This window comes from Staphylococcus canis, assembly GCF_016238445.1.
GTDB lineage: Bacteria > Bacillota > Bacilli > Staphylococcales > Staphylococcaceae > Staphylococcus > Staphylococcus canis.
The window spans coordinates 15,113-32,171 of sequence record NZ_JABANU010000024.1 but is presented as its reverse complement, the minus strand read 5'-3'; the positions used below and the strand labels follow the sequence as shown (position 1 = coordinate 32,171).

At 36.3% G+C, this 17,059-nt stretch carries 21 protein-coding genes; 9 read left to right on the top strand and 12 right to left on the bottom strand.

Annotated elements, in window-relative coordinates; genetic code table 11:
- Positions 1-129 precede the first annotated feature (129 nt).
- The gene (locus HHH54_RS09045) at positions 130-552 is read right to left on the bottom strand and encodes an Hsp20/alpha crystallin family protein (protein ID WP_198618519.1); all 423 of its coding nucleotides are present in this window, start codon (positions 550-552) and stop codon (positions 130-132) included.
- Between the two features lie 247 nt (positions 553-799).
- Positions 800-1,426 carry an FMN-dependent NADH-azoreductase gene (locus HHH54_RS09040; protein WP_198618518.1) on the bottom strand — a complete coding sequence of 209 codons (627 nt, stop codon included), beginning with the start codon at positions 1,424-1,426 and terminating at the stop codon, positions 800-802.
- Between the two features lie 283 nt (positions 1,427-1,709).
- Here HHH54_RS09040 and HHH54_RS09035 point away from each other — a divergent pair, with 283 nt between their 5' ends.
- The gene (locus HHH54_RS09035) at positions 1,710-2,654 is read left to right on the top strand and encodes a M23 family metallopeptidase (RefSeq protein ID WP_198618517.1); all 945 of its coding nucleotides are present in this window, start codon (positions 1,710-1,712) and stop codon (positions 2,652-2,654) included.
- Positions 2,655-2,694: 40 nt separating this feature from the next.
- Here HHH54_RS09035 and HHH54_RS09030 read toward each other — a convergent pair whose 3' ends face one another.
- From HHH54_RS09030 to HHH54_RS09020, 3 genes are all read right to left on the bottom strand, one after another.
- Positions 2,695-3,228, bottom strand: coding sequence for a DoxX family membrane protein (locus HHH54_RS09030; protein WP_198618516.1), 534 nt, complete (start codon positions 3,226-3,228; stop codon positions 2,695-2,697).
- Between the two features lie 577 nt (positions 3,229-3,805).
- On the bottom strand, positions 3,806-4,768 hold the full coding sequence (gene mhqE, locus HHH54_RS09025) for a ring-cleaving dioxygenase MhqE (protein WP_198618515.1): 963 nt from the start codon (positions 4,766-4,768) through the stop codon (positions 3,806-3,808).
- Positions 4,769-4,831: 63 nt separating this feature from the next.
- Complete coding sequence (locus tag HHH54_RS09020; protein WP_198618514.1) at positions 4,832-5,260, bottom strand: MarR family winged helix-turn-helix transcriptional regulator; 429 nt, start codon at positions 5,258-5,260, stop codon at positions 4,832-4,834.
- 165 nt (positions 5,261-5,425) lie between these two features.
- Here HHH54_RS09020 and HHH54_RS09015 point away from each other — a divergent pair, with 165 nt between their 5' ends.
- A complete protein-coding gene (locus HHH54_RS09015) occupies positions 5,426-5,704 on the top strand; it encodes a GNAT family N-acetyltransferase (RefSeq protein WP_198618513.1) in 279 nt (92 codons plus the stop codon).
- A 264-nt stretch (positions 5,705-5,968) separates the two neighbouring features.
- On the opposite strand, the gene HHH54_RS09010 is transcribed toward HHH54_RS09015, so the two are convergent.
- From HHH54_RS09010 to HHH54_RS08985, 6 genes are all read right to left on the bottom strand, one after another.
- Positions 5,969-6,601, bottom strand: coding sequence for an NAD(P)-dependent oxidoreductase (locus tag HHH54_RS09010; RefSeq protein ID WP_198618512.1), 633 nt, complete (start codon positions 6,599-6,601; stop codon positions 5,969-5,971).
- A 39-nt stretch (positions 6,602-6,640) separates the two neighbouring features.
- Positions 6,641-7,228, bottom strand: coding sequence for a methylhydroquinone degradation carboxylesterase MhqD (gene mhqD / locus HHH54_RS09005; RefSeq protein WP_198618511.1), 588 nt, complete (start codon positions 7,226-7,228; stop codon positions 6,641-6,643).
- A gap of 16 nt (positions 7,229-7,244) precedes the next feature.
- On the bottom strand, positions 7,245-7,856 hold the full coding sequence (locus HHH54_RS09000) for a flavin reductase family protein (RefSeq protein WP_198618510.1): 612 nt from the start codon (positions 7,854-7,856) through the stop codon (positions 7,245-7,247).
- A gap of 21 nt (positions 7,857-7,877) precedes the next feature.
- Positions 7,878-8,768 carry a ring-cleaving dioxygenase gene (locus tag HHH54_RS08995; RefSeq protein ID WP_198618509.1) on the bottom strand — a complete coding sequence of 297 codons (891 nt, stop codon included), beginning with the start codon at positions 8,766-8,768 and terminating at the stop codon, positions 7,878-7,880.
- A gap of 289 nt (positions 8,769-9,057) precedes the next feature.
- Positions 9,058-9,969 (bottom strand): DUF5996 family protein, encoded by a 912-nt coding sequence (locus tag HHH54_RS08990; protein ID WP_198618508.1) that lies wholly within the window; start codon positions 9,967-9,969, stop codon positions 9,058-9,060.
- A 174-nt stretch (positions 9,970-10,143) separates the two neighbouring features.
- Complete coding sequence (locus tag HHH54_RS08985) at positions 10,144-10,659, bottom strand: YceI family protein (protein WP_198618507.1); 516 nt, start codon at positions 10,657-10,659, stop codon at positions 10,144-10,146.
- Between the two features lie 401 nt (positions 10,660-11,060).
- Here HHH54_RS08985 and HHH54_RS08980 point away from each other — a divergent pair, with 401 nt between their 5' ends.
- The 7 genes from HHH54_RS08980 (at position 11,061) to HHH54_RS08950 (ending at position 16,709) form a co-directional block, all read left to right on the top strand.
- A complete protein-coding gene (locus tag HHH54_RS08980) occupies positions 11,061-11,504 on the top strand; it encodes a Dps family protein (protein WP_198618506.1) in 444 nt (147 codons plus the stop codon).
- A 111-nt stretch (positions 11,505-11,615) separates the two neighbouring features.
- Positions 11,616-12,665 carry an ABC transporter permease gene (locus HHH54_RS08975; protein ID WP_198618505.1) on the top strand — a complete coding sequence of 350 codons (1,050 nt, stop codon included), beginning with the start codon at positions 11,616-11,618 and terminating at the stop codon, positions 12,663-12,665.
- 8 nt (positions 12,666-12,673) lie between these two features.
- Positions 12,674-13,351, top strand: a complete 678-nt coding sequence (locus HHH54_RS08970; protein ID WP_198618504.1) for an ABC transporter ATP-binding protein — start codon at positions 12,674-12,676, stop codon at positions 13,349-13,351.
- A gap of 107 nt (positions 13,352-13,458) precedes the next feature.
- Positions 13,459-13,884 carry a redox-sensitive transcriptional regulator HypR gene (gene hypR, locus HHH54_RS08965; RefSeq protein ID WP_198618503.1) on the top strand — a complete coding sequence of 142 codons (426 nt, stop codon included), beginning with the start codon at positions 13,459-13,461 and terminating at the stop codon, positions 13,882-13,884.
- Positions 13,881-15,209: a hypothiocyanous acid reductase MerA gene (gene merA, locus HHH54_RS08960; protein ID WP_198618502.1), complete on the top strand. Its 1,329-nt coding sequence runs from the start codon at positions 13,881-13,883 to the stop codon at positions 15,207-15,209. Before hypR ends, merA begins: the two co-directional genes overlap by 4 nt.
- 130 nt (positions 15,210-15,339) lie before the next feature.
- Entirely contained in the window at positions 15,340-16,128 is a 789-nt protein-coding gene (locus HHH54_RS08955; RefSeq protein WP_198618501.1) for an arylamine N-acetyltransferase family protein, read from the top strand.
- Positions 16,129-16,151: 23 nt separating this feature from the next.
- Positions 16,152-16,709 carry an isochorismatase family protein gene (locus HHH54_RS08950; RefSeq protein WP_198618500.1) on the top strand — a complete coding sequence of 186 codons (558 nt, stop codon included), beginning with the start codon at positions 16,152-16,154 and terminating at the stop codon, positions 16,707-16,709.
- 56 nt (positions 16,710-16,765) lie between these two features.
- Here the strand turns inward: HHH54_RS08950 and HHH54_RS08945 are convergent, their stop codons facing one another.
- Positions 16,766-16,984 (bottom strand): hypothetical protein, encoded by a 219-nt coding sequence (locus tag HHH54_RS08945; RefSeq protein WP_198618499.1) that lies wholly within the window; start codon positions 16,982-16,984, stop codon positions 16,766-16,768.
- Between the last annotated feature and the right edge of the window lie 75 nt (positions 16,985-17,059).

Genomic DNA, 17,059 nt, shown 5'->3' with positions numbered 1-17,059 from the left:
ATTATAAGTGAGGGCTTTATTTTTTTGAAACAATATGTGTAAATTATATAAAGAACCCCGCTAAAATCCAATTTGGAATCTTAGCGGGGTTCTTTTGGAGCTGTATTTATGTCCCAGCCCCTTTCATGTTTATTCAATTTCAATATTTGAACTTGTATCTTCATCTGCTTGTCGTTTTGGAAGTGTTACGTTTAACATGCCGTTTGTATAAGCAGCTTTGATGTTATCGCGGTCAATGTTATTGAATGAGAATTGACGTTTCATATAACTTGTTTGACGTTCACGGTGAATCCATTGACCGTTTTCATCGTCTTGATTGTTTTCAGTTTGTTGATTTGCTTCAATTGTTAAAAGGTTGCGATCGAAATCAATTTTAATATCTTCTTTATTCATGCCTGGTAATGCCGCTTCTACGACATATTTATCGTCAAGCTCTTTGATATCTGTCATCATTGATTGTGTATTAAACAATGATTGATCAAGTGCTTTAAAAATATCGTTAGTGTTCACATTGAAAAATGAGTTGTTAAAAGGTTTCATTTGGAATGCCATAATGCATCGCTCCTTCATCATTAATGTTGTAAACAGTAGTAAGGATGATGTCCTATCAACCTTACATATATATTGTATAATAAAGGTCAAAGAAAGTCAAGGTCAAATTTTGACTTTAGATAGTTGCAATGATTAAAAAGGGCAAAAAAATAATGCGCATGGAAAACGCAACAAGAGACTTGATTGCATGTTCCACGCACATTAATGAAAAGGTGAATCGATTAATAGAAATTAACCTTGATTCAAATTAGAATTGTTTACCAACTTCAGCAGCTTTTTGGATAGCAGCTTGTTTAATTTCTTCAGCTTTTTCAGGCATAGCGTTGTGACCTTCAACGATTACTGTTTCGTAAGATGGTACACCGTAGAATCCTAAGATAGATTTCACGTAGCTGTCACCATGTTCTAATGGAGCAGCAGGTCCTTCAGTGTAGATACCACCACGAGCTTGGATGTGAAGTGCTTTTTTGTCAGTTAATAAACCAACTGCGCCTTCTGAAGTGTATTTGAATGTTTTACCAGCAACTGATACAGCATCGAAATATGCTTTAAGTACTGGAGGGAATGATAAGTTCCACATTGGTGATACGAATACGTATTTGTCAGCGTTGATGAATTCGTCAACGATTTCACCTAAACGGTTAACTTTACGGCTTTCTTCTTCAGTTAATTCTTCACCGTTTTGTAATTTACCCCAACCTGAGAATACATCAGCATCGATTTGAGGAATATCTTCTTTGAATAAGTCGATGTGTACAACTTCATCTGATGGGTTAGCTTCTTTGTAAGATTCGATAAAAGATTTACCAGCTGCCATTGAAGCTGATACAAGTTCATCTAGGGGATGTGCAGTAATATAAAGTAATTTAGTCATTTTAAAGTTCCTTTCTTTCTTCAAGTATTATTAACAATTATCATTATAACAGGTATAATAATTATATCAAGAGAAAAAGCTCGAATTCGTGATAATTTTTTATAAGACTCTGGACCGATTGCTATGACGGGGTTTATCGCTAAAATATAAAAGTGTTTTTACGAAAATTACAGATAGATTACAAAAAAGAAGAATATTGTTTACATACGCCTATTTTTATTTTAGGTGTGCTAGTATAACCTTAAGTTAATTGCGTTAAACAAATTAGGAGGACATAATTACAATGAAAAAAATAACAACAGCTACAATTGCTACATTAGGTTTAGTGACAGCGGGCTTTGCGATTCATGGTGAAGCAGACGCTGCAGAGCAAACACAATCTCAAACAATTACGTCTTATGAAACGCATTATTCAGAAGCAACACAAGAATATATTACAATCGACAATTTAGGCAATCGTCATCATACTTTAGATGGCAATTGGGACCCTTCAATGTTCGAAAATCATGCTTATTATACAGAGTATATTGATGACGGTGGTTATAGACATTACATATACTATCCAACTGATAATGATTATTCAATCAGCCAATCTCATGAGTCTATTCAAGCGAACGGATATCAAGGGTATATTGGGCCAAATGATGACATCATATTATACGATGATGTGAATAATGGTTCAGACTATAATACAAATGCGAATGCTTCTGCCAATTGGTCAACTAATAGCACAGATCAAACAGGTAATATGAACGGAGGAGCAGTAAATGCACCAGCTATGAATGCACCACAAGCTAGTGATAGCACGGTTACACCTGCATCAACGCAAGCGACAGGTTCAGCAGGTTGGTTAAATAACTATCCTCAATGGCAACCATATGGCCATTACCACGGTGGTGGAGCACATTACGGTGTAGACTATGGTATGCCAGTTGGAACACCTGTATATTCATTCACAAACGGTCGTGTAATTGACAGTGGATGGAGTAATTATGGTGGCGGTAACCAAATTACAATTCAAGAAGCAGGCACAAACAACTATCAATGGTATATGCATTTAAGTCAATTAAATGTGAGCCGTGGTGATACAGTTACAGAAGGTCAACAAATCGGTTTATCTGGTAACACAGGAAACTCTACAGGGCCACACTTACATTTCCAACGTATGTCAGGTGGCATTGGTAACGGTTATGCGGTTGATCCAACAGGTTACTTAGCATCTAAATAATATAAAAAAACGTACCCAAAACCCTGGGTACGTTTTTGTGTTACATATCGTGTGTTGTATGTTCAGTTGTTGAATGTTTGGGATGATAGTTGAAAAAGGCGAAAAATTTAGTGCTTAATAGTGATTTAATAAAGTAATCTAAACCAATTTTTCCACTGTTAAAGCCACCCATAAAGATGAGTACGCCAATCAATACATACAATGGGTTTACAGAAATTGTACCTGCGAATAAAAACATAAAGTTTAAAGCAAGACCAATAAATGCCCCAACTGTTGTGAATAAGCCAAGGATTAAGAACAGTCCAGCAATCACTTCTAATAACGGTACTAAAATATTAATGAGTGGTGTCATTGGTAAGACAATAGTTTCTAAAAACCAAGTGTAAATTGGATATTGCACGCCAGCTTCTGACATGACTGGGTTTTCAACAGCGTTTTGAAGATAACCACCAGCATCAAAACCACCGCTTATCATTTTCATGATGCCTGCTTTCAACCAACCGAAACCTAAATATAAACGAAGTAGTAGTAAGAGTACACGAGCCACTTTACTGTGTTGTAACCATTTAATCATAATATGGAACCTCCCAAATTTTTTATCTATGTTGAGAGATTAGGAATCATGTGGATTCACAGTATTCCAATCTCCTGACAATCGGGTGGTACAAGATTTTGGAAGTATACTCTGAATAGTGGCATATTGAATTTGCGAGTGTCAATGTGATCAATCCGCCAATCATGAGAGTATATGTCTTGGGTGTGCTTTTATAACACTTAAAAGCACCTGCAGTTCCCATGACGGTACGAGATACATCATTAATATTAAAGTGGACATCCCATAAAAGCTTGTGTTGCGATAACATGTCATCATTCGGTAAATTCAAGCGTTGTATGATATCAACGCGTCGATACCACTCACATATATAAACTCAGTGGAATAGAATTCAATAGTTCAATGTTATAGAAAAGTGGTATGTTAAGTGCTTATGTCCATATCTCTGATGTGAGTCGTGTTCATTTCCTGCTGTACCATAAAATAGTATAAATAGAATATTGTGTGCTCCCTTTAGGTCATAAATGAAACGGAGATAAGCCCGCATCAACGTGTAGTGATGCGGAAACTACCCCCGTGTTGTTTTAAATTTTAACCCCTATTTGTTAGAACGTGTTGTATCGAAAGGACGTACTTCAGATTCGATATATTCACGACGATCTTCTAAGAATGGTGGAAGTGATAAAGATTCACCTACTGTTTCGTATGGTTCATCTTGCATGAAACCAGGACCATCTGTAGATAATTCGATTAAGATATGACCGATACGTGCATATAATGCTTTGAAGTAGAAACGGTCTACGATACCTGAGTTGCCAAGACCAATTTCGTTGTAACGTTTAGCCCAATCTTCAATTGCTTCATCGTCATCTACACGGAATGAAACGTGGTGGACTTCACCGTAACCTGGACGGCTTTCAGTACCTTCATCTTTACGAAGAATAACTTGACCACCGTTACCACCTTCGCCAACTTCAAGTAATGTAACGTCGTCTTCTTCAATGATTGGTTTCATATCATAAAGATCCATTAATGCTTTTTTGAAATCTTCATAGTAACTTACTGTGATTTCAATTGGTCCTAAACCATAGATTGCTTTGTCAGTTGGCACTGGGCCATTTTGCCAAGGAATACCAGGCGCAACACCTGTGTTGTTTTCGTCAGAGATTAATTGATAAGTTTGACCATCTTCTTCTTCAAAACGAAGGACTTTTTTACCAAATAATTCGCTGATTTCTTCGTGTTTTACATCGAATTCTTCAAAGCGTTTTTTGTAGTATTCAATTGCAGCGTCATTTGGTACACGGAATGATGGACGGCTGATTGAGTTTGTTCCTGGACGACCTTTAGGGTTATTAGGGAAGTCAAAGAATGTCATATCAGTACCCGCATTACCTTCGTCATCTGCGAAGAATGTGTGGTATGTGTAAATGTCATCTTGGTTTACTGTTTTTTTCACAAGACGCATACCTAAAATGTCAGTGAAAAAGTGATAGTTACGTTCTGCACTATCTGTCATTGCTGTTACGTGGTGAATACCTTTTAATGGAAATTTTATCATTTAGAAAACTCCTTTAGTTTAAAAATTTGTCCTCACTCTTACTATTGCCAAAAAACCTTAAAATTATGCTTCTACTTTGTAAATTGCTTTAAGATTTTTTTGTAAATGTTCAAGTGAATCATCTGACAATGTTTCGAAGGCTGATGCGATTGTTTGAGCGTGAAGCGGAAAGATATCTTGCATCAACGCCTGACCTTTGTCAGTCAGTGACGCATAGCTCACACGCTTATCTGTATCACAAGTCCTTCTTTGTAAAAATCCTTTTTGCTCTAAGTTTTTGACGACATAGGCCGTACTACTACTTGCAACTAAAATGCGTTCTTGAATGTCATGAATGGTATGCTCGCCTTTATTGTAGAGCAATTCAAGCACTGCAAATTCAGTTACATTGAGACCGTACGATTTGATATCATTGCGCACGAGTTTATCGAGCATGCTATTGAGACGCTTGACTCCGATAAATGTTTTAAGCGCTGTTTCTGTCCGATTCAATCGCTAAAACAACCTCCCTTCAATTATTTCGAATTCGAGATAATTGTAACGCATTGTGGCGTACTTGTAAAATAAAAGAGTTTAATTTTTATACTTTTGATGCGTAACTTGTTATAGTAAGGGTAAGAGGTATTATATATCCAATTGGAAAAGGAGAGTTTTTTTATGGCAGAAGTAAAACATGGACACAACAAATTCTACGTTGGAGAAAGCGAACAAAATTTTGATGCATTAATGTCTTACGTTCCTGTAAGTGACAGCATCATCATTATTGACCACACTGAAGTAGGACCAGCATTACAAGGACAAGGTGTTGGTAAACAACTTGTAAAAGCAGCTGTTGACTACGCAAGAGAAAATAACATCACAATTCATGCAACATGCCCATTCGCAAAATCAGTATTAGAAAAAACATCAGAGTATCACGACGTATTTGAACAATAATTAGCGTCGCGACGTGTTTTCTAAGCAGTGATGTAAGCCGCGAGGTGCGGACAAAAGTGCATGAAGATACGATTTAGAAGTGTCTTTATGCATTGTCCGAGCCTCGTGTTTTTTTGGTTTTAACTGAGTTTTAATGACTAGATAGCGTCAATGCGAATTCATATATTGATCTTATTAACGTTAATGTTGATATATACTTTTCGTATCAATAATAAAGATACAAAAAAACCCCTTATCCTCAAGCTTGGGATAGGGGGTTTAGTGTTATGAGTTACTTACAACCATAATACCTTGATTTGGGTGTTCATTTTTTTCAACTTCATCTAGAAATGCAAGACTGTAATCTTTGTATGAAACATAAGATTCGCCATTATTATTTGTTAGAATATAGTCTGTACCGATGCGGTATTCGCCTGTTTCAGGACCATTAAAGTCAAAGTTACCTGATGGGCTCACATATGTCCAATTAACATCTTGTGTTTGTGTTAACGCTTCATAAGCTTTGACCATATTTTCTACAGTTGGGCGCATGCTTGATGGGATACCTCTATTATCAACGACACGTTTTGTTTTATTTTTGTCGAGATATAGGCGACCTGCACCGCCAACAAACATTAAGCGAATAGACGTACCTTTGACAAGATCAGCTAAGTGATTTGTTACTGAAATATATAAATCTTCATGACCTTGTGGTGCTCTAAATGCGCAAATCACAACATCAAAGTCTTGAATGTCTTCACGTTGTATATCAAGGATATCTTTTTCGATATAAGGAATATCGAATTTGAGTTTACTTGCGTTACGGATGAGCGCAGTAACGTCATGACCACGTGTAATGGCCTGTTCAGTTAAGAAATATCCCTGTTTTCCTGTTGCGCCAATAATACCTATTTTCATATTTAACAACGCCTTTCTAACTAGAGATGTGAATCAAAATTAAAGTACTTTACGTGCTTCATTAACTGCGTTTTGAGTTAATTCATGGCTGTGTACCCAAGTTTCAACAACTTCAGCTCCACGTTCTTTAAAGATGTTAATAACGCGTTCACTTTCAGATACAGGTACGATTGGGTCTTGTTTACCCATAGATAAGAACGCTGTGAAGTTAGATAAGTCTTTATTATTATCTAAATCAACTGGGTATAACGGTGCAAATAATAATGCTTTTTTGAAGTTAGATTCTTCATTTAAAATCATGTTAATTGCGATGTTAGAACCGTTAGAGAAACCAACTAATACGGCATCGTCTAAGTTGAATTCGTAGTCTTGACTTGCTTTTTTAAGGAAATCAAGTAATTCTTTACCACGGAATTCTAAGTCTTCAACGTCGTAGTTACCTTCACCGTGACGTTTGAAGAAACGATTCATACCATTTTCAGATACGTTACCACGTACACTTAATACGCCATAGCTTGGATCTAATACTTCTGCTAATGGTAATAAGTCTTTTTCATCTCCGCCTGTACCGTGTAATAGTACAAATACAGGTTTACCTGCTTCACCTTTTTTAAAAATATGTTCCATAATCGAATACACTCCCTTATTTTTGTGGTCTTTCAATTGTAAATGTGTCGCCAATTTTTGCGTAATCATTACCTGCTAATCGACTGACTGCTTTTAATTCATCTTTAATAACGTAACCATTGTCATACACTTTATCGTTAAAGTGATACTGTTTCACTTCTAATAATAATAAATCCGCAACTGGGCGTCCTTCACGCTCAATAACATGAACATCGAATAGTTCACACTCAAAACGTACTTTACTTTCTTCAAGTCCTGGGATCGCTACAGTATCGGATGATAGTGTATGGAAGTTTGTACGGTCTAGTTCACTTTGATCGTGATCTAGTAATGCGGCTGTTTGATTAGCATCTTTTACGTTATCTTCATCCACAATATGCACAACAGCTTCTTTGCTGTATTTAATATTTTGAGCAGTATCCTTTTCAGCGCCTTCTTTACGCTGCACCGCCACCGAAATAATCGGTGGATCGGATGCAACGATATTAAAGAAGCTAAATGGCGCAATATTAAGGACACCATCTGAAGACACGCTTGTAACTAACGCGATAGGTCTTGGAATAATGGAACCTATTAGTAATTTATAGTTCTCTTTTTGTGTAAGGTCATCTGGGTTGATGCGAATCATAGCATACACCTCGCACGTTTATTATTTAAGTTCAGGTAGATTAGCAGTTAATTTTTCTCTGTGCTCTTCATATTGTGGTGGTAATTTTAAGTTTTTACCTAATTCTTCGTATGGTTCGTCTACCATGAAACCTGGACCTTCTGTTGCGATTTCAAAAATGATATGACCTTTTTCTTTAAGGTAAATCGCTTTGAAGTAGTTACGGTCTTTCACTTCAGTCACACCGTAACCGTTATCCATCATGTAATCTTGCCATTCTTTTTGTTCTTCTTCAGTTGGCGTAGACCAAGCGATGTGGTGTACTGTACCAACACCCCATAAACCGTGACCTAATGTTTCTTTAGGAATAATGATGTGGTGTTTTAAGTCACCAATTGTTTCGAAGTGATAGTGTTCTGGGTCATCTTTCACTTCAGTTAATCCTAATTCGTTTACTAAAGTTTTACGAGTTTCTTCAGGGTTTGCAGATAATAATACTGAACCATGGAAACCTAAGATAGCGTCACTATCTTTTTCGATATCTGACTCAACTAATGCGATGTCTAAGCCATGAATATCTTCAAATTCGATTGTTTTATTAAGGAATAAATCCGTTACTTCTGTTTTGATGTTTTTGCTTTCTAAATGTTTAAGCCACGCATCCGCAGAACCTTTAGGAATTCTGAAAGCGATACGTCCAACTTGACCAGAACCAACACGACCTTGTCTTGAGTTAGTCCAAGGGAAGAACGTCATAACTGTACCTGGTTCTACATCATCGTTTGAGAAATATAAGTGATACACACCAGGATCGTCAAAGTTTACAGTTTGTTTGATTAATTTTAAACCTAAAACGTCTCTATAGAATTCTAAGTTTTCTTGTGGATGTCCAACAATTGCTGAAATGTGGTGAATATTTTTAATTTTTTCCATTATAGATTTCATTCCTTTCTCAAATAAACCTTATAATCGTTTTCATATAGGATTGAATATGTCGTATTCAATCGTGTCATAAGTTTGAGGTATATTTTTTATACTTTCACGAGCTATTATAGTTTATCGTCTGATAAAGCTCAAGTGATATTACTTATATACCACTTTGCATGAAGTTATAACAATAAAAAGAGTTTTCTCAAAATTATACTCATAATATAGAGGTTAAGGCCCCATTTATCGATGCATGGGCCCGAACCTCAATATATTGAACATTAACCTCTATAAATTAGAAAGGTTTTTGTTGAATTTGGTTGTCGTTCATTTTTAATGGGATTTCAAAGTATTGACAGTTTTCCCATGATAAGTGATCTTTAAAGATTTGGAATCCTTGGTTGAAGAACGTATTAATACGTTTCACTGTATCTTGTGACATTTCAGGTAGTTCGTAAATTAATTCTGTTAATTTCTTATCGAAATATGCTTCCTCGATTAAAGGTTGATTGAATGTAAAGTTTTCATCGACGAATGGATAAGGTAATACATAGAATGTTGGTCCTTCAAAACGATCATCACCGAACCAGAAACCGAATTCAATGAAGTGTTCGTCAAATGCTGCATATTCGATAACTTGAGATGGTTTGAACATTTCGTGTAAAGTATTGTAGTTAATGATTGCTGAAATATCAAAAGTTCCCCAGAATAGGCCTGGTTTTACTTTACGTGCGCGGAATGGCGCTACGAAAAACTCAAGTGCACGTGTCGCAAACTTCATTAATTGTAGAGCTTGGCGACTGATTTCTACATCGTAAAAGTGATGAATCGTGTCTTCTTCAAACGGTGTGAGATTTTTAACTTCTTGTGGTTTCGTGTTAATTGAGACATGAATTTCAAATTTCTCAAGTGAAGATTGAATTTCATTATAATATTGTTGGATTGTTTTGCCATCTTCTAAATCAATCACGTTTGTGCCTAAGTCTGTCTCAACTAAAATACGGTGTAGCACGAGGTCAACATGAATGCTATACGTATGCTCTTTGTAGAACAACATACCTGTTGAAAAGCCGTTCGGTGTGATGTCTAAAATTACGTGTGCCCATTGTGGCTCTTGGAAGGCACTCGCTAATTTATGTTTTCCAAGGATTTGTGCTATACGATGTAGTGTGTCTTTTTCCTTTTCCCAATCTTTATACTTTAACATAATATCGCCTCCGTCAAATTAGGTGTAAATTAAAGTTGGAATGCGTATGTCCTTTTGATTTCAAAGTACAAAATCCCAACCTTATGTAATGCTATATCTTATAAAAAAAGACGAAAATCATGAAGCACATGATTTTCGTCTTTTGAATAGTAAACGGTGTTCATGATTAAGCAATTATTCTTCGATTGCAAATTCACCATCGAATTCAAAGCTAACTGTTTTACCTAATAATACGCCACCAGTTTCTAATGATTGGTTGAAGTTGATGCCGTATTTTTCACGGTCGATTTTACCAGAAACTGCAACACCAGCTACTTTACCACCGCTTAATGGGTTTTCGCTTACACCGAAGTTTTCGAAGTCGAACGTTTCAGTGTGTGTTTGACCAGCGATTGTTAATTCACCAGTTACTTTGCTGTCTGTAACTTCTGTAGTTTTGAAAACGATTTGGTTGTGGTTTTCAACGTTGAAGAAGTCAGCAGTTTTTAAGTGATTGTCACGGTCATCGTTACCAGTGTCGATAGAATCTACATTGATTGTAATTGTAGATTGTAAAGAACTGCTGTCGTTAACGTCACCAGAAACATCTACTGTGTAGTCTCTGAAAGTACCTTTAACTGTAGATACCATTAAGTGTTTAATTTTGAATTCTAAAGAACTGTGTACTGGATCAAATTGTAATTTAGTCATTATATAAACCTCCAATTTTGAATTTCAAATTTTAATTTCGAACTCATCTTAACATAATATAAAAGATATATCACGTTTAACATACTTGTGATATATAGTAGGCCAATCAATGCCGTATAAATCGACATTTTACTACCTTACGTTAATGTTTATACCATAACTTGAGGTGTCTTAAACATTATTTATGATTCATCCTGTGAATATCACGGAAATACTCTATTATCAATTGGCTATTTTTATTGATAAAACATTAAAAGTGACAAATTTGTAAACTTTATTTGATACGTGCGTGAAATAATAAGGAAAGGGTAATAGAAAAATAAATGCAAAAACTACTTTACAAATTAGAATTAATCTAATATAATAATAATTACAAAGTAGTTATGGAGGTATGAAAATTTATGAGTAATCAAACTGAAGTTGTTAAAGTATTAAATAATCAAGTTGCGAACTGGACAGTGTTATTTACAAAATTACACAATTTCCACTGGTATGTGAAAGGACCTAACTTCTTCTCATTACATGAAAAATTTGAAGAGTTATACAATAGTGCAAGTCAATACGTTGATGATTTAGCGGAACGTATTTTAGCAATTGGTGGTAACCCAGTTGCAACTTTAAAAGAATATCTTGAAATTTCTATCGTTGAAGAAGCTGGCAAAAACTTATCAGCACAAGAAATGGTAAAAGAACTTTCAGAAGACTTCATTAAAGTTTCTAAACAACTTGAAGAAGCTATTGAAGTTGCAAGCAAAGCAGAAGACGATGTAACAGAAGATATGTTTATCGGTATGAAAACAGATATTGATAAACACGTATGGATGTTAAAATCATATCTTGCATAATTCAATATGAACGTGATAAAGCTACTGAGGGATTGTCCTCAGTAGTTTTTTTATTTTCTTATAAATTAGGGTAGACTAAAAGAAATATGTCATACACAAAGAGAGGTCTATATGTTTCTAGCATGGAATGAAATCAAACGTAATAAACTCAAGTTTAGCTTAATTATTGGCGTACTGATTCTGATTAGTTATTTATTATTTTTATTATCAGGATTAGCGAAAGGGCTTATCAATATGAATACAGAAGCCATTTCCAAATGGAATGCGGATGCGATTGTATTAAATCGAGACGCAAATCAAACGGTCGCGCAATCTATTTTTGATCCAGATTTAGTCGAAGGTACATTTAAAGATGCGGCGACGTTGAAACAAACGGCAGTGATTGCTTCAAACGGTAAACAAGAAGAGAACGCATTACTATTTGGGACAGCACAACATACTTTTTTAATACCACCTTTAATTGAAGGGCACATGTTTAATAAAGCGAATGAAGTCGTCGCTGACCAAACGCTACGTGATAAAGGGTTTCATATTGGGGATACCCTAACGTTGTCTCAAACAGATGAAACGTTGAAGATTGTTGGCTTTACAGAAAGTGCAAAGTACAATGCTGCACCTGTATTGTTTGGCAGTAATCAAACGATTGAAAACATCAATCCTATGTTAAATCAAAATACAACAAATGCGGTGGTGGTTAAAGATGCGAATTGGAAACAGGTACATATTGATAAAGATTTAGAGATCGTAGGTATTGATCAGTTCGTGGAAAGTTTACCGGGATATAAAGCACAGAATTTAACATTAAACTTTATGATTACCTTCTTATTTATCATTTCAGCGACTGTGATTGGGGTATTTTTATATGTCATCACATTACAGAAGCGAGAATTATTTGGAGTGCTCAAGGCTCAAGGCTTTACGAATGGCTATCTCGCGCGTGCTGTAATGGCTCAAACATTAATATTAGCGTTAATCGGAACACTGATTGGACTTGGACTTACTTTAGTCACGGGTGCCTTTTTGCCAGATGCGGTCCCGATCAAATTTGAGCCTGTTATTTTACTCATATTTGGTGTCGTACTCATTATAGTGTCATTGTTAGGTAGTTTATTCTCAATTCTAACAATCCGAAAAATCGATCCATTGAAAGCGATAGGGTAGGTGATGATATGTTGAAGTTTAATCATGTAACAAAGCAATTTCAAGATGGGAACCAAGTGATTGAAGCGGTAAAACCAACAACATTAACCTTTGAACAGGGGGAAATGATAGGGATTGTCGGACCATCTGGGTCTGGTAAAAGTACCTTTTTAACGATGGCTGGTGCGTTACAAACGCCTACTGATGGTGCCATTTATATTGACGATCAAAACATTACAGAACTGGGACAAAAAGCACTGTCTCACATTCGGATGGAAAAGATTGGCTTTATTTTACAAACATCAAATCTCGTCCCATTTTTAACTGTGAAACAACAATTTCAATTGTTGAAAAAGCATAAAAAAGACGTGATGTCAGAAGAGGAGTATCAAACATTGATAGCCCAACTCGGTCTAGAAAACGTCCAAAATCAGTTGCCGAGTCAAATCTCAGGGGGTCAAAAACAACGGGTAGCGATTGCGAAAGCATTATATACTAATCCATCGATAATCTTAGCTGATGAACCTACAGCGTCCCTGGATACAGATAACGCGATGGCAGTGATGGAAATTTTGAAAACGCAAAGTCAACAGCGCGATAAAACCTGTATTATCGTGACACATGATGAGCGTCTGACCCAATTTTGTGACAAAGTGTACGAAATGAAGGACGGTACTTTGAAAGCGTACCATCATGAATTTGAATGAGAGGCGTGGTATGAAAAAAATGAAGCAAAGCAATAGCGTATTTAAAAGAAGTATGATTAAATGTAATTGTGAAAGTTACAATTATATAGAGAAAAGAGAGGGTCAATGTGAACCTGTCATTTAACACAGCAGTCCATGTTTTAACCTTTTTAACGAAGCATTACGATGAACAATTTAATAGTCAAGTATTGTCGGATAGCGTATGTGTAAACCCCGCGCAACTCAGACGTGTAATGGCACGATTGCATGAAGCGGGCTACATTGATGTGAAACGTGGCGCACATGGCGGTTATAGTGTTACAGAAACAGGTATGCATACAAGACTTTCAGCGTTATTTCAACTTTTTAATGAACCTGATGCGCATGGACGTCTTTTTACAGGTCACACTGACAGTCATTGTCCCATTTCACAACAAATCGGTCATGTGATGCGACAACATTATCTCGAGGAACAAGAGATTATCGCACAGTATTACGATACATTGACGATACAAGATATTTTAAAAGAGATGACAATGGAGGAAGAAAAATGAAACAATATGATATTGTGATTATTGGATTTGGTAAAGGCGGTAAAACTTTAGCAAAAGTTGCAGCACAACAAGGTAAACGTGTCGCAGTAATTGAGAAATCACAAAAAATGTACGGTGGCACATGCATTAATATTGGATGTATCCCATCTAAAACATTAGTACATGATGCAGATCGCGACCAATCATTTACTGATGCGATGGCACGTAAACAAACAGTCGTTTCACAATTAAACGATAAAAACTATCATAATTTAGCTGATGAATCGACTGTAGATGTTTTAGATTACAAAGCCCAATTTAAAAATAATCAAGAAGTCGCTTTAGTAGATGCATCAAATCAAGAAGTTGATACTGTAACAGCACCACACATCATTATTAATACTGGAGCAACACCTGTGATTCCAAAAATTGAAGGCATTGATACGGCTTCACGCGTGTATGATTCAACAGGTATTATGGAGTTGTCAGAACAACCGGAACACCTTGTGATTGTTGGCGGTGGTTATATTGCGCTTGAATTTGCGTCAATGTTTGCAGAGTTTGGTACAAAAGTGACTGTTTTAGAGCGTTCTGAACGTATTTTAGCTAGAGAAGATCAAGATATTGCACGTGAAATTCAAGCAGATTTAGAAGCAAAAGGTATCCAATTTGTATTCGAAGCAGAAACACAATCTGTCAAAGATCAAGATCATACAACAGCTGTAGAGACAACACAAGGAACATTCGAAGCAGATGCAGTGTTGCTTGCGACAGGACGTAAGCCAAATACAGATTTAGCACTAGAAAATACAGACATTGAGCTTGGCGATCGTGGTGAAATTAAAGTGAATGCCCAACTTCAAACGTCAGTACCTCATATTTATGCGATTGGTGATGTTAAAGGCGGCATGCAATTTACGTACATCTCACTAGATGATTTCCGCATCATTAAATCTCAATTGTTTGGCGATGGTCAACGTACGACTGATAATAGAGGTCATGTACCGTATACAGTCTTTATCACACCATCATTAGCACGTGTTGGCTTAACAGCTGCAGACGCACAATCTAAAGGGTATGACATTGTGGAAAATCAAGTGCCAGTCAAAACGATGCCACGTCATAAAATTAATAATGATACACGTGGTCTATTTAAAGTTGTCATTAACAAAAAAGATGGTACCATCCTTGGAGCGTCACTGTACGGTGCACAAGTAGAAGAGTTAATTAACATTGTGAAACTTGCGATGGATCAAAACTTATCTTATACCGTATTAAGAGATCAAATTTATACACATCCAACAATGGCTGAATCATTTAATGATTTATTTAACGTGTCATTATAAGCAAAGCTATGAAAGCGTGAGGTAAGACATTCTTATCTCATGCTTTTTTGTCGTTAAAAGATAGTTTTTTTGTAAAACTTACGTATCCCTTTTAGTATAGAAAGTATAGCAAAATAGTGAGGAGGAGACTATGGACTTTACACAATTTGAAAAGAGACTGAACCTTCATGATACCGCACACGAGGGGCTGACGGTTGAAGTGTTAAATCAATATATGCGTCAATTTATGTTGAATATTCCATTTGAAGCGATTGATGTGCAGAATCAAGTGCCGATTTCAAGACAACCGGAAGCAATTTTTGAAAAAATCGTCACACAACATCGTGGTGGATTTTGTTATGAAATGAATGGGCTATTTAAAGCATATTTGGATGACAAGGGATTTCAAACATCTGTCATTGCAGGAACAGTGCACCAAGCAAATGGGGCACGTACTAAAAGAGGTGCGCATATGGCATTGTTAGTTCACTTTGATGATGATGTGTATGTGGCTGATGTAGGATTTGGAGATCTTCCAATGCAGGCTATGCCGATTACGGAAGATGGAAGTCGAGTTGTACATGACGTTAACGGAGACTACCGTGCAGTGTTAAATGATACATTGATAGATGTTCAAAAATATATTGATGGAACATGGACGACGATGTATGATGCACTGTATCAGGATCAACCTTTTGAGTACTTTAATGAAATGCTTGATTACAATCAATATGATCCAGAAGCGGTCTTCGTCCAACATTTATTAATCACAAAGCCAACTGTAGATGGACGCGTCACGATGTCTGAAAATCATTTGACGATACAAAAGCAGGGTAAAAAAGAAAAAATAGATGTGACGCCTGATAATTATAGAGCATTATTGAAAAAATATTTTGGATTGGACGTACGTATTGAACGTCTTGAAAAAAGAAGCACTTGAATATAAAAGATAGGGGTAATCTTATGATTGATTTTAAACGTACAGCGTTAATTTTAGTGGATTTACAACAAGGTATCGTTGGGTTAGAAGGCGCACCACATGAAACAAGTGAAGTGATCCGTCATGCGAACCAACTCATTCAAACGTTCCGGGACCATGATGCATTTATCGCCTTTGTACATGTAAAGTTTCATGATGGCAAGGATAAGTTAAATCCCAACGCCATGGTGCAACTTCCTGATAACGATGATGCCGCATTTTCAGAGTTTGCGACGGACTTAGATTATCGTGATAGCGACTATGTTGTGGCTAAACGACACTTTAGCGCGTTCTTTGGAACAGATTTAGACCTGCAACTCCGTCGTCGTGGCATCGATACAGTCGTAATAGGCGGTATTTCCACACATATCGGTGTCGACACAACGGCGCGTGATGCTTATCAATATGGCTATCATCAATTTTTTATCACTGATATGATGACTGCACCAGCCGCACACTTGCATCAATTCTCAGTAGATAATGTCTTTCCACTTATGGGACAAACGATGACCACAGCAGATTTCATAAATACAATGATATAAATGAATATAAAATAACGGTTGATGCATCGCGCACCAACCGTTAAACGTATATATATTTAATAATCTTTAATCTCAAGTACGAGTTCTTTTGTGTCGGCGTTAATATAAAATTCACTGTCGTAGTTGACACGGCTTACCTTCATGAAACCATTTTGTTCTTTTAGGACTAATACAACATCATAGTTTTCATTGATGACTAATAAAGTGTCCTCATTTTTAACTACTTCGTGTTCACCTTCGTACTTAATCGTAATAATCCAGTCGTTAAATTTCATGATAAACACCTCCTCGAATCCAAGCACTGTCTTAATGATTTTAGTCATTAGTCATGTATCAAAAATAGTTCTAAG